General features: G+C 59.9%; 12 protein-coding genes. 11 read left to right on the forward strand and 1 reads right to left on the reverse strand.

Annotation, left to right across the window (positions count from 1 at the left end; all coding sequences use genetic code 11):
• Nucleotides 1-157: 157 nt before the first annotated feature.
• The 3 genes from CAL20_RS21695 to CAL20_RS21705 all read left to right on the forward strand — a co-directional run bounded on the left by CAL20_RS21695 (nt 158) and on the right by CAL20_RS21705 (nt 2,775).
• Nucleotides 158-1,198, forward strand: a complete 1,041-nt coding sequence (locus tag CAL20_RS21695; RefSeq protein WP_254924334.1) for an aminoglycoside phosphotransferase family protein — start codon at nt 158-160, stop codon at nt 1,196-1,198.
• Nucleotides 1,198-1,944, forward strand: coding sequence for an N-acetylmuramate alpha-1-phosphate uridylyltransferase MurU (gene murU, locus CAL20_RS21700; RefSeq protein ID WP_094823181.1), 747 nt, complete (start codon nt 1,198-1,200; stop codon nt 1,942-1,944). The genes CAL20_RS21695 and murU overlap by 1 nt, the downstream gene beginning before the upstream one ends.
• A gap of 129 nt (nt 1,945-2,073) precedes the next feature.
• Nucleotides 2,074-2,775, forward strand: a complete 702-nt coding sequence (locus CAL20_RS21705) for a DUF6776 family protein (RefSeq protein ID WP_094823182.1) — start codon at nt 2,074-2,076, stop codon at nt 2,773-2,775.
• Between the two features lie 102 nt (nt 2,776-2,877).
• On the opposite strand, the gene CAL20_RS21710 is transcribed toward CAL20_RS21705, so the two are convergent.
• A complete protein-coding gene (locus CAL20_RS21710; protein WP_094823704.1) occupies nt 2,878-3,525 on the reverse strand; it encodes an OmpA family protein in 648 nt (215 codons plus the stop codon).
• Between the two features lie 465 nt (nt 3,526-3,990).
• Between CAL20_RS21710 and CAL20_RS21715 the strand changes: the two genes are divergently transcribed.
• From CAL20_RS21715 to CAL20_RS21750, 8 genes are read left to right on the forward strand one after another with little or no spacing between them, the layout of a single operon-like run.
• The gene (locus CAL20_RS21715; RefSeq protein WP_094823705.1) at nt 3,991-4,749 is read left to right on the forward strand and encodes an ABC transporter permease; all 759 of its coding nucleotides are present in this window, start codon (nt 3,991-3,993) and stop codon (nt 4,747-4,749) included.
• Nucleotides 4,750-4,754: 5 nt separating this feature from the next.
• Nucleotides 4,755-5,807 (forward strand): ABC transporter ATP-binding protein, encoded by a 1,053-nt coding sequence (locus CAL20_RS21720; protein ID WP_094823183.1) that lies wholly within the window; start codon nt 4,755-4,757, stop codon nt 5,805-5,807.
• Between the two features lie 11 nt (nt 5,808-5,818).
• Nucleotides 5,819-6,697 carry an ABC transporter permease gene (locus CAL20_RS21725; protein ID WP_094823184.1) on the forward strand — a complete coding sequence of 293 codons (879 nt, stop codon included), beginning with the start codon at nt 5,819-5,821 and terminating at the stop codon, nt 6,695-6,697.
• Between the two features lie 33 nt (nt 6,698-6,730).
• Nucleotides 6,731-7,978, forward strand: a complete 1,248-nt coding sequence (locus CAL20_RS21730) for a metal-dependent hydrolase family protein (protein ID WP_094823185.1) — start codon at nt 6,731-6,733, stop codon at nt 7,976-7,978.
• Between the two features lie 19 nt (nt 7,979-7,997).
• Complete coding sequence (locus CAL20_RS21735) at nt 7,998-9,614, forward strand: amidohydrolase family protein (protein ID WP_094838990.1); 1,617 nt, start codon at nt 7,998-8,000, stop codon at nt 9,612-9,614.
• The gene (locus CAL20_RS21740) at nt 9,604-10,788 is read left to right on the forward strand and encodes a CobW family GTP-binding protein (RefSeq protein ID WP_094838991.1); all 1,185 of its coding nucleotides are present in this window, start codon (nt 9,604-9,606) and stop codon (nt 10,786-10,788) included. The genes CAL20_RS21735 and CAL20_RS21740 overlap by 11 nt, the downstream gene beginning before the upstream one ends.
• Nucleotides 10,781-11,836 (forward strand): ABC transporter substrate-binding protein, encoded by a 1,056-nt coding sequence (locus CAL20_RS21745; RefSeq protein ID WP_094823188.1) that lies wholly within the window; start codon nt 10,781-10,783, stop codon nt 11,834-11,836. The genes CAL20_RS21740 and CAL20_RS21745 overlap by 8 nt, the downstream gene beginning before the upstream one ends.
• Nucleotides 11,837-11,874: 38 nt before the next feature.
• Nucleotides 11,875-13,515: a gamma-glutamyltransferase family protein gene (locus tag CAL20_RS21750; RefSeq protein ID WP_094838992.1), complete on the forward strand. Its 1,641-nt coding sequence runs from the start codon at nt 11,875-11,877 to the stop codon at nt 13,513-13,515.
• The last annotated feature ends 12 nt before the right edge of the window (nt 13,516-13,527 follow it).

Raw genomic sequence — 13,527 nt, forward strand, 5'->3', positions numbered from 1 at the left:
AAACCGGCACCGTGGCGATGAAGACCCGACCACGCCAGACATGGGAACATGTCTGTCAACGGGAGCGACCCGGTATTATAGAGAAGCTGTGCGCAACATCCTTCACCGAAAGCGCCCGGTACGAAACCAAACCCTACCGCACTACGAGACGGCCCTCTTGAGCACCGACCACGATTCCCGTTTGACCCAGGTCCAGACTTGGCTGAATACGCTGCCCGCCGACTTGGCCCTGGCCCCTGAAACCCTGCAACCGGCTTCCAGCGACGCCAGCTTCAGGCGCTATTTTCGCCTGAGTGCGGGCGACCGTACGGTCATCGTCATGGACGCGCCGCCGCCGCACGAAGACGTCCGCCCTTTTCTGCACGTGGGCGACCTGCTGCGAAAAACCGGACTGAACGTGCCCCAGATCCTGGCACAAGACCCCGACCAGGGCCTGCTGCTGCTGTCTGACCTGGGGCGCGACACGTACTACCAACGGATTCAGGCCGGTCTCAGCGACGATCAATTGCAGTCGCTCTACCGCGATGCCCTGGCTGCGCTCGTACGCATGCAACAGGCCAGCGTCGATGGACTGCCCGCGTATGATCGGCCCCGCCTGGCGGCCGAACTCGAGCTCTTCCCGGAATGGTATGTCGGACGACACCATGGCGTACAACTGGATGACAAGACTGCTGCGGCGCTGCAGCATATTTTCGGGCTGCTGTCGGATGCGAACGCTGCTCAGCGCCCCGTTTTGGTGCATCGAGACTTCCACTCCCCCAATTTGATGGTGTGCGACGATCCCGTCTACGGGCCTAACCCCGGCATTCTGGACTTTCAGGACGCGCTGGCCGGCCCCATCACCTATGACCTGGCCTCTCTGGTGACCGACGCCCGCACGACCTGGGAAGAACCTCAGCAGCTGGATTGGGCGGTGCGCTACTGGGAAATGGCCCGCACCGCGGGATTGCCGGTCGACAGTGACTTTGCAGTGTTCCACCAGGCCTACGAATGGATGAGCCTGCAACGCAACCTGCGCATTCTGGGGGTGTTTGCCCGCCTGAATCATCGCGACGGCAAGCCGTCCTATCTGGCGCACATGCCCCGCGTCAACGCCTATGTCCGCCAGGTCGCCCAGCGTTACGGGGTGTTCACGCCCTTGCTGCGGCTGCTGGATCGCCTTGACGATCGTGAAGTCCAAGTGGGGTATACGTTCTGATGCGCGCCATGATCCTGGCGGCGGGGCGGGGCGAACGCATGCGGCCCCTGACTGACCACACGCCTAAACCCCTGCTGCCTGCGGGCGGCAAACCGCTCATCGCCTGGCATCTGGAACGCCTGGCCGCCGCCGGCATTCGCGAAATCGTCATCAACCACGCCTGGTTGGGCGAGCAACTGCCCGCGCGACTCGGCGACGGCAGCCGTTTCGGGGTGCGGATTTCGTATTCCCCCGAATCCCCTGCCGCCCTCGAAACGGCCGGCGGCATCGCCCAGGCGCTGCCGCTCTTGGGCGCCGAGCCGTTTCTGGTGATCAATGGGGACATCTGGTGTGACTGGGATCCCTCGGCGGCGGAAGCGCGGCTACGCGATATGGATCGCGCCGGTGCCGACGCCTGGCTATTGCTGGTGGACAATCCCGAGCATCACCCCCAAGGCGATTTCGTATTGTCCGCAGAGGGTAAAGTCCACTCGGAGGCTCCGCGTGCGGCAAACGGCCCTGGCGCAGACGCCAACGCGTCGGCTCAATCCCCGACGTTGACGTTCGCAGGCATCGGACTGTATCGCCCTGCGCTATTCGCCCATCTGCCTCGCGCTACGCCAGCGCCCCTGGGTCCGCTGTTACGGGCCACCATGGCGCGAGATGCCGTGGTGGGCGACCATCATCGCGGCGCATGGACCGATGTCGGCACGCCCCAGCGGCTCGAGGCGCTCGATGCGCAGCTGACCCTCGCAACGAGGCAATAAAACAAATATTTCCAAGCGGTGCATAGGCAACTGAATTTGTCTGACGTAACCTAGGCGCCGATACAAACGTTATTCTTTACGGTTTTTGGCCGGTGTGAACCGGTAACACACGCACACAAGGTTTTAAGTATGGGGATGTTCGGACGCTCGCAACGAGCTGCTTTCAAACCGTCGGTCTATCAACCCAGCAAACGGGCTCGCCGCATGCCGCGCTGGCTCGGCGTGCTATTGGTCGGTGTCGGCTTGGGCGCGGGCGGCTTGTTGTTTCTGCAAGCCAATTACGGCCCGCCGCGCCTGACTGCCGAGGAATCCGAACAGCTACAGTCCGAACTGAATACGGCCAATGCCGATCGGCAACGCTTGCGGACTCAAGTGAACGAGGCGACCACGCAACGTGACGCCAGCCAGGCTACCGAAACACAAGCCACCACGGCGTTGGCAGAGGCTCGCACCCGGCTGCAAAAGGCCGAGCAAGATCTTTTGATTTTCCAGAATATCGTGCCGCCCGATCCACGCGGCACGGATATCGGCGTACGCGCGGGCTCCTTCAGCCGTGCTCCTGGCAAGCTCAGCTACCAGGTCCTGCTGATGAAAGAAAGCAAGAACACCGAATTCAAAGGCACGTTGCGGCTGACGGTACAGGGCGTCTATCGCAATGGACGCGCGGGCGCTATCGAGCTGGATCCGATTGACGTCACGCTGGGGCGCTACCAGGTTGCCCAGGGTACGGCAGAGTTGCCCGAAGGCTTTACGCCAAACGCCGTACGCATTCAGGTGCTCGATCCTTCCGAGCGTCAACAAGCCATGCGCTTGTATTACGTGCGCGGCTGAGGCCATTCGCCCTACGTAACAATGGCGGGCTCGTATGACCCGCCATTGATTGATACCCGGTACGGCCGGCGGCGAGGCTCGCCACCACCGGCAATGACTCGCTTACTGCTTCAGCGCATACAAATAAATTTCTACGCGGCGGTTTGCGGCACGGCCTTCGGCGGTACCGTTATCTGCAATCGGGTCGCGGGCCGCGCGGCCTTCGATACTCATGCGGTCTTGCGCCACACCCTTGCTGGCCAGATAAGACGTCACACTGCGCGCGCGGTTATCCGACAGCGTCTGGTTGTGAGCGGCCGAACCTGTGCTATCGGTATGCCCCACCACCTTCGTACGCAACTCGGGATGCTGAGTCAGCGCACGCGCCACACTATCCAGCACCGGCAGCAAGGCCGGCTTCAAGGCCGTCTTGTCGGTGTCGAACGAGACGTTGCTGGGGATATTGACCTTCAGGCTGCCGTCGGGCATTTCAACGACATCAATACCCAGCGACGAAGCGCCGGATTGTTGCACGTCTTTCTTCACGCCCGACCAGTTGTATCCGATCAGTCCTCCTGCCACCGCACCAATACCCGCGCCGATGGCGGCTCCTTTACCGTTGCCGATCAACGCTCCGATACCCGCCCCCGCAGCGGCGCCGGCACCCGTGCCGATCGCCGTATTGGTTTGCTGTTGAGTCGCGCAGCCGGCCACCAGCAAGGTGGCGGCGGCAAATGCCGCGATACGGGGAAATGTTCTTCTTGCTTGCATGACAGCCTCCAATAGCGCAACGAAATGGCGCAAATAGACATTGCCGGGCAAACCGGCGAGATGATGCTAACAAGGCATCCTCCGCCGACTGCAACTTTTTGTACCAGATGCAGCGCCAATTGCAAAGCATGTCGCATGGAGTTTTCCAAACCGTTTCAATGGTCTCGCAATGAATCGACATGATTGCAACCGCGGAACAGTGTCTAGACCCTCTCGATAACGGGAGTACAACCATTGGGGCTAACACCGATATCAACGGTTGTGCCTTTTAATTAGCATGGGTTGTATCTTTATGGGTTTGGTGCAACCGGGTTTTCCAACGGGTTTGCAGTAGGCCACTTAAAACAGGTAAGTGAATTGCAAACCACCGCTCGCGCCGACGCGCGCATTGCCTCCTCTGCGGCTCCTCGCCGCAAATCACGAGCACCGTGGGCAACCTGGCTCCATCGCATTTTCGTCGTCTTGATGTACCTTTTCATGCTCAGCCCGCTGATTTTTGTAGTGTGGCTCAGCTTCTTCAAAGACGCCATTCTGTATTTCCCGCCATCGGGTTATACCTTGTCCTGGTACCACAAGGCAGTTACCGACTCGGCCTTCGTCAACGGCTTCATTACCAGCCTGCAGGTCGCAATCATTGCGTCGCTCTGCGGCGTGACGCTAGGCGTGGCCGCATCGCTCGGCATCATCCGGTATGCATTCAAAGGCAGCAACGTGATCAATACTCTGTTGCTCTCGCCTCTGCTGGTGCCTGGCATCGTCGCGGGCGTGGCCATCTATCTCGCCTATTTGCAGCTCGAAAACATCCTGGACATGGACGTCGTAGGTACCTATGGCGGCTTGGTGCTTGCGCACATTTGCCTGACTATCCCCTGGACGGTGCGCCTGGTGTCGGCCAGCATGCACGGCCTGGACCCATCCATCGTCGAGGCAGCACGTAACCTGGGCGCCGGTCCGCGCACCGCGTTCTGGCGCATCACGCTGCCTATGCTTCGCCCCGCCATCGTCGCCGCATCGCTGTTCAGTTTTGTCGTCTCGTTCGAAAACCTCGAACTCTCGCTGTCGTTGGTAGGCCCCGGTCGCACCACGCTTCCCATTGCGATCATGCAGTATCTGGAATTCAACCTGGACCCGACCATTGCGGCGGTGTCCGCGATCCAGATTCTGCTGTTGGGCATCGTCATGCTGGTGACCGATCGCTTCGTCAAACTCAGTCAGGTGGTTTAGGAATAATGGCAAAGGTCTCTATTGAGCGGCTCAAAAAGACGTTCGGTTCTGCCGTCGCAGTCTCGGATTTTTCCCTCGACATCGCCGATGGTGAACTGGTTGCCTTTCTGGGCCCGAGCGGCTGCGGCAAGACCACTACGCTGCGCATGATCGCGGGCTTTATCGAACCTACCGCAGGCACCATCCGCATCGGCGATGATGATGTCACGCATATGCCGGTCCACAAACGTAATACCGGGATGGTGTTCCAGCGCTACGCGCTGTTCCCCCACATGACAGTCAGCCAGAATGTCATGTTCGGCCTGGAAATGCACAAAGTCGAAGCCGGCGAACGCGACAAGCGCATGCGCGCCGCGCTGGACATGGTGCGCATGTCCCAGTTCCATGATCGCTATCCGCGCCAGCTGTCCGGCGGACAGCAACAGCGTGTGGCCATCGCCCGCGCCCTGGCCATACAGCCTCGTGTGTTTCTGCTCGATGAGCCGCTCTCCAACCTCGACGCCAAATTGCGTCTCGAAGTCCGCGAAGAAATCCGCGACCTGCAACGCAATCTGGGTCTCACCACGATATTCGTCACCCACGACCAGGAAGAAGCCCTGGCCATCGCCGACCGCATGGCCATCATGTACGACGGCAAAGTCCAGCAGATCGGCTCGCCCGAGGCCCTATACGAACGCCCAAGCAATCTGTTCGTGGCCGACTTCCTGGGTAAGATGAATTTCTTCGAAGGCTCGATCATGGAGGCCGGCAAATTCCGGACCAAGAATCAGCGCGACATCGCCATCGTCGGTGCGGATCGCGACACCAAGAAAGTCGGCGTGCGTCCCGAACGCGTCACCCTATCGGCCGAACCCCAAGGCCCCAATGCCCTCGCTGGGGTCATCGATACAGCAATCTATTTGGGCTCCATCATCGACGTCCGCATACGCCTGGACTCGGGGGAATCTGTCAGTGCGCAAATCTCCAATCGGGGCGGCGAGCATATTCAACACCTGTCCGACGGCGCGCGCATGCATGCATGCTTTGACCCCGCGGATTGCGTGCTATTCAGCGAATAAGGCGTCACGACATGGATTCTGCTGAAAAAAGTGCCCGTCAAGGCCGACGCATGGGCGCCAGCCTGGCGTTTCCTGCATCGATCATGGTATTGATCGTGATGCTGGTGCCTATCCTCATGCTGTTTCGCTACAGCTTCAATCATTTCGACAACGGGATGATGGTCGAAGACTTCACGCTGGACAGCTATCTGAAATTCTTCGGTGACCCATACTACCGGGATGTTTTTCTGAACACGGTCTATGTCGCAGCCGTGTGCACGATCCTGTCATTGATCCTCGGCTTTCCGGTCGCATATTTTCTGGCCAAATCGCAAAGCCGCTACAAAAGCCTTTTCATCATCCTGCTGGTTTTCCCCTTGATGGTCGGCAACGTCGTGCGGGCGGCGGGTTGGATGATCATCCTGGGCAATGCGGGTTTCGTGAATTATTTTCTGCAGCTGTTCGGGTTTACCGATCAGCCTGTGCAAATGATGTATACGCCCTTTGCCGTCATCGTCGGCACAACAGGCGTAGTGCTGCCGTATTTCATTTTGACCTTGCAAAGCGTGCTAGAAGGCATCGACTTTTCAGTCGAAGAGGCTGCCCAGAGCCTGGGCGCCAACTTTTTCGTGAGTTTCTATCGCGTCGTGCTACCCATTGCCGCCCCAGGCGTCGCCGCCGGGACCGTGTTGGTTTTCATCCTATGCATGAACGCCTACGCCACTCCGGTGTTATTGGGTGGCACAGGCATCACCATGATGGCGCCTGCGCTATACGACCAGATCACCAAGGCCGCAAACTGGCCATTCGGAGCATCTCTGGCCCTGGTATTGGTCGTCGCCACATTGGCCATGGCCACGCTTTCCAATTGGTTTATCCATCGCCGCTACGTCAAGACGATGGTGTCCTGATCGTCCCCTTTGCCGAATCCTAGGAGTACCCCGATGTCTGCAGTGCTATTCAAGAACGGGAATTTGCTGGACCCCACGCAGCCCGAACTACAAGAAGGCTACGACGTCCTCGTCGAAGACGGGTTGATCAAAGAAGTCTCCGACAAACGCATCAGCGCGGCATCGGCCCGCGTGGTCGACGCCACCGGCAAGACCGTCATGCCAGGCTTGATCGATCTGCATGGCCACGTCATGGCCACGCAGCTCAACCTGAGCAGCCAGGGCGCGTTGCCTGACGCGCTGGTGATGATGCGCGCCGTGCCCATCATGGCCGCGATGCTGCGCCGCGGCTTCACCACCCTGCGCGATGCGGGCGGCGCGGGCTGGGGATTGAAATGCGCCGTCGAAGAAAACACCGTCGTCGGCCCTCGCCTGTTCATTTCCGGCCGTGCGCTGAGCCAGACAGGCGGCCATGGCGATCCGCGCCAGCGTTCGGATCATCTGCGTCCGATGAGCTATTGCGGCTGTTGCTTTCGCGCCGGTGACATCGGCCGCGTCGTTGATGGTGTCGACAACCTGCGCCGCGCCGTGCGTGAAGAATTCCAGATGGGCGCCGACCAGATCAAGATCATGGCGTCTGGCGGCGTGGCATCGCCCACCGATCCCATCGCCGCCTATGGCTATTCCGAAGAAGAAATCGCCGCGATCGTTGCCGAGGCCCGTGGCCGCCAGACTTACGTCATGGCGCATTCGTACACCGCCGAGGCTATCGAACGTGCGGTGCGCAACGGCGTGCGCACCATCGAACACGGCAACCTGATCGACGAACCCGTGGCCAGGCTGATGGCGGAAAAAGGCGCCTATGTGGTGCCCACCCTGGTCACCTACGAAGCGCTCGCCAACGAAGGCGCTTCGTACGGCCTGCCTGCCGACAGTGTCGCCAAGATCGCGACCGTACGCACCGCAGGACTCGCTTCGCTAGAGCTATACAAACGCGCAGGCGTCAAAATGGGCTTCGGTTCAGACCTGCTCGGACCCTCGCAGCGCCTGCAAAGCGATGAGTTCCGTATTCGCGCCGAGGTTCTGCCGAACTTCGAGGTCCTGCAAAGCGCCACGCTGATCGGCGCCGAAATTCTGAACATGCAAGGCAAACTCGGCCAGCTCATCCCCGGCGCGATTGCCGACGTTCTAGTGGTCGATGGCAACCCCTACAAAGACATCAACTGTCTGCTCGGCCAAGGCGATCACATTCCGCTGGTCATGAAGGCTGGCCAGATCTATCACGACGAACTCGCCGCCTGAACCCGATTAAAGGAATCCCATGTCCAAGCCCGACAATCCCTATATCAACTCCCAGCCCGGCGAGGAAATGGGAGACCTCAATGCCAGCAAAGGCTGGAAGCCTCCTGTTGCCGCAACCTCTCGCGATCGCGGTGAAGGCCCCTTTAAGCGCCTGGTACTGCGCGGTGCCACCATCATCGATGGCACCGGCGCGCCGCCGTGGGGGCCCGTCGATATCGTCGTGGAGAACGAACGTATCGTCGCCCTGATCAGTGTCGGCGCATCGCTGGACACAATCAATCCGGCACGCCGCCCTGCTCCCGGCGATCACGAGATTGACTGCCACGGCAAATTCGTCATGCCCGGCCTGATCGACTCGCATGCGCACATCGGCACGCCTTACCACTCCATGTGCGACGTCGAGCCGCCTGCCGATTACATCTACAAACTGTGGCTGGCGCACGGCGTCACGACGGTACGCGAAATGGGTGGCCTGAACGGGCTGGGATATACCCTGCAGCAAAGAGAAGCCTCGGCCAAGAACGAAATCGCCGCGCCGCATATCCTGTCGTACGCCTATTTCCCCGCCGTCAATGATCGCGTCAAGACCATTCACACTCCCGATCAAGCGCGCGATTGGGTACAGCGCCTGAAGGCCCGCGGCGCCGATGGCATTAAATTTTTCGGCGCGCCGCCCACGATCATGCAGGCGGCGTTGGACGAGGCCGCCAAAGTCGGCCTGGGCTCCGGCTGCCATCACGCCCAAATGGCCGTAACACGCGTCAACTCGCTGAAATCCGCCAAGTGGGGTCTGACCAGTTCCGAACACTATTACGGTCTGCCCGAAGCCTTGTTCGAAAACCAGGTCGTACAGAACTACCCCACTGACTACAACTACAACGACGAATACTTCCGTTTCGCGCTGGCTGGCCAGACATTCAAGCAAGCCGCTGCGCCGGGCAGCGCAAAGTGGAAATCGGTGATGGAACAGTTCCTGGAACTGGGCCATACCTTTGTCCCCACCTTCAACATCTATGACGCCAACCGCGACCTGATGCGTGCGCGCCGTGCCGATTGGCACGACGAGTACACATGGAAAGCCGTCTGGAAATATTTCCAACCCCAACGCGGCGGCCATGGTTCCTATTGGTATCGCTGGAGCACGACCAACGAAATCGAATGGAAAGAAAACTATCGCCTCTGGATGCAGTTCATCAACGAGTACAAGAACCTCGGTGGCCGTGTCTGCGCCGGCAGCGATAGCGGCTTCATCTTTCAGATCTTTGGTTTCGGTTTGATCCGCGAACTGGAACTGCTGCAAGAAGCCGGTTTTCATCCGCTGGAAGTTCTGCGCAGCGCCACCTCGCAGGGCGCCGAGTTGCTCGGCGTCAACGAAGACCGCGGCTCGGTGGACATCGGCAAACGCGCAGACCTGCTGGTTCTGCAGGAAAACCCGCTCGAGGATTTCAAATTGCTGTATGGCACAGGCGCGTTGCGCCTGAACGACGGCACCGGCCAGCCTGAATGGCGCCGCGCCCTGCAATACACCATCAAGTCCGGCATCGTATATGACGTAGACCAATTGCTCGCTGATGTACGCGCACTGGTCAACGATGGCTGGGGCGATGATAAAAACCGGCCGCCCTATGTACGCTGATCCTCACGCACCCGATTCGACGGGCTCCCGCCGTGATGCCGTCCCCGCGGCCGGCGGCGCATCCCCTGCGTCGGCCACCTCTGGCAGCGACTCGACATCTCGTCAGCACGGCTCTCTGTCACGCGATAACGCGCCGATTGAGCTCATCATTCTCGCGGGCTTTCTGGGCAGTGGCAAAACCTCATTGCTGGTCGATCTCTTGCAAAGCGATGACCGCGGTGAAACCGGCGTCATCGTCAACGAGGCCGGTGAAATCGGCATCGACGGCGTGATCGTCGAAGACGGCTCGCAGAATTCCGTCACCATGTTGGCCAACGGCTGCGTATGCTGCTCGCTGCGCAGCAGCCTGGTCGATACCGTGATGTCCTTGCTCGACGCATCTCGTCCCGCGGGCCATGGGCCTCTCACGCGTATCGTGCTGGAAACCAGCGGCCTGTCGCGGCCCGGCCCCATCATCGCATCGCTGGCAGATCCACTGCTCAGTTCACGCGGCTTGCGTATCTCAGTGGTCAGCACCTACGACTGCGAACGAGGTCTGCTCAATATCGAGTCCTTTGACGAGGCGGCTGCCCAGCTCGCAGCCGCGCAACGTATCGTGCTGACCAAAATCGATCTGATCGCACCAGAAACCGTTCAAGAGCACCTCAGTGCCATTCGCGGTGTCAATCCGCTGGCCCAGATCGTCGCAGATGCCGATCGCACTCAAGCCGTACGGCAGGCGTTCACGGCTGCGCCCGCCAGCGATCCGGTTGACCTCGCGCTACAGGCGTTGCTCTCGTCTGACACGCGTGCGCAGGCACATCCGCGTATCCACGTGCTCAAAGGCACACGGCGCGCACCGGCCGAATGGGAAGATCTATCGATCTGGCTGGACGACCTGGCGGGTCTATGCGGCGATCGGCTGTTGCGGGTCAAGGCGGTCTTCAACGCCACTGATTGCGACGAACCTATCCTGATCCAAAGCGTAGGCACGACGTTCGGCATGCCGCGCAGGATGACACAGCGTACCGATACCGATGACATCTGCGTTGTCATCACCCGCGATATCGATGCGGCAGACATCAACGCAGCCTTTCCAGATGCACCGGTCGTGTTAACGGCTGCTGCCGCTTTCCCTTTTTCCCAGCAGGAAGCTCCACCCCTGCGCCATTTCCACAGAGGGCACCATGCATAAGCACAATCTCCATCGACGCGGTTTTATCAAACAGGCGGCGGGCCTGGCCATCGCGCCGGCCCTGCCTCTGATTCCTGGCATGGCACACGCCGCCTCCTCCAACGTCGTAGTAGGGACCTGGGGCGGCGATTATCAAAACCTGCTGCAACAGTTCATCAGTCCCATCGTCAAAGCCCAAGGCGTGGATGTGGTCTTCGATACCGGCAACGCCACCGCGCGCAATACGAAGCTTAAAGCCGAGCGCAACTCGCGTCGCGGCTCCATGGATATTGCGCTGCTGGGCGACCTGGACATGTACGACGCCAGCACGGCTGGCGTACTCGAACCCGTGACCGCGGACAAGATCCCCAATCTCGCCAACGCGATCGACACGTTCAAGACGCCTTATTCCATTCCCCATATTTTCAGCGCGATGGTGCTGGTCTATAACAAAGACCTCGTCAAGACACCGCCCCGCTCATTCAAAGACGCGTTGGACCCTCAATACAAAGGCAGAGTGGGTTTCTCCGACATTCTGTTTAATTTCAATACGCTCTTTGTCGGCCTGGCCGAAGGCGGCGACGGCTCCAGCTTCGAACCTGGCTACGCGTTCCTGAAAAAACTCAAAGCCAACTCGCCCAAAGTCTTCCCGTCCAACGAAGCGGTCGCCGCCGCCTTCAAATCCGGAGAAATCTGGATCGCCTGCATGTGGAAAGCCCGCGCGCTGCAATGGAAAGAAGCCGGCTTGCCGCTGGACTTCGTCATCCCCGAAGAAGGCGCCATCCCCGTGACATTCGAAGCCGCCGTTCCCAAAAACAGCCGCAACAAAGACGCGGCCTGGAAATACATGAACGCGCTGCTCGATCCCGCCGGCCAGGTGCATTTTGCCGACACCATGGGATACGCGCCTACGGTCAAAAACGCCTCGCTGCCGCCCGAGCTCCAGGCGTCCGTGGGCTTTACCAAAGAAGAACTCGCCCGCATTCATCCTTACGATCTGAAAGCCCTGGCCAGTCATCGCGCCGCCAGCCTGGATTTCTGGAACAAGGAATTCAAAGCCGGGCTGTAAAGCTTATCCGTCTGTCGATTTCATCTAAGGAAGCCGCCATGGGACGCATCCCTGCACGCAAGATACCCGCCCCTAAAGCCATGATTGTGGCGCCTCAGCCCGAAGCTGTCTCGGCTGGAGCGGAGATTCTGCGGGCAGGAGGTTCCGCCCTGGATGCAGTGATTGCGTGCGCCATGGTGCAAGGTGTTGTCGATCCATTGATGTGCGGTATCGGCGGATTCGGCATGCTGCACATCTATGATCCGGCCACCGGCACGCGGAAAGTCTACGAAGGCTTTGGCGGCTGCCCCATCGAGAGCCGTGCCGACATGTGGCAGGACATTGTCCTGGGTGAAACGACCGATGGATTTGGTTTCATCGTAAAAGACTTCGTGAACGAAGCAGGTGTGCAATCGGTCACCGCCCCTGGCATCCTCAAGGCCCTGTCCGCGGCGCATACGGAATTCGGCAGCATGGCCTGGGGCGACCTTTTTGGAGCCGCTATCGACTGCGCCCGCGATGGATGGATCGTACGGCCCCATGTGTACACCGTATTTACGCAAAACGAACGCAAGTACGGCCGCATGAATTACGGCGAGAAACTCGCCCTCACGCCTGACGGACGCCGCATTTATCTGGAGCCGGACGGTTCATACAAAAAACTAGGCTCCTATATCCGCAATCCGGATTTGGCTGCCACGTTGCAAACCCTCGCACAAGAAGGCGCCGAAAGTTTCTACACCGGCCCGCTGGCAGCGCACATCATCGACGACGTGCGCAACAACAACGGCCTGCTCTCGGTGGCGGACTTGGCGCAGTTTCGTCTGCGCACAACGGATCCGCTATCGGTAAACTATCGCGGCTGGCGCGTAGATATGCCCGCGCCTCCCGGCGGCGGCGTACTGGTGGGGCAGATACTGCGCATGGCCGAGCAATTCGACTTGCCTGCCCTGGGTCACAACTCGCCGCAATACATCAGCGTCCTCGCTGAAGCGATGAAAATCGCCCTGCGCGACAAAGAACAATTCATCGGCGATCCCGACCACTGCGACAATCCCATTGACCGCCTGCTGTCCGATGCCTATTGCCACGAACAGGCCGCACGCATCCGTTCGGGTGAAAAAGCCAACGTCGTCCGCCGCACGCCGGGGGAATCCAAACACACCACGCACGTCAGCGCCATCGATGCCAATGGCATGATCGTGTCGTTGACGCACACGCTGGGCAATCCGTCCGGATTCATCGTCAAAGACACGGGCTTCATGATGAACGGCGCCATGAGCACCTTTGATCCCACGCCTGGCACGCCGAACTCCATAGGCCCGGGCAGACGCCGCTATTCTTCCATGTGCCCCAGCATCATCTACGACGGTGAACAACCTGTGTTCACGCTCGGCGCACCCGGTGCATCCTGGATCGGCCCTGCGGTTGCACAGGTCATCCTCAACGTACTCGAATGGGGCATGGGCGTTCAAGAAGCCATCATCGCCCCACGTATCGTTGCCACCAGCAATGCCATTGACATTTCCAACCGCATTCCTGTCCACGTACAAAAAGCGGTGGAACAACTCGGCTACGAGGTCCGCCGCAGCTATCTGAGCTACGCCTTTGCAGGCGTACATGGGATTACGCAGTTTGATGGCAAGCTCGAGGGCGGTGCGGATCCGCAGCGGGACGGGTACGCGGAGGGAGTAGCGTAGTGTTTCCCCCGC

Source organism: Bordetella genomosp. 4 (assembly GCF_002261185.1).
Taxonomy (GTDB): Bacteria; Pseudomonadota; Gammaproteobacteria; order Burkholderiales; family Burkholderiaceae_B; genus Bordetella_A.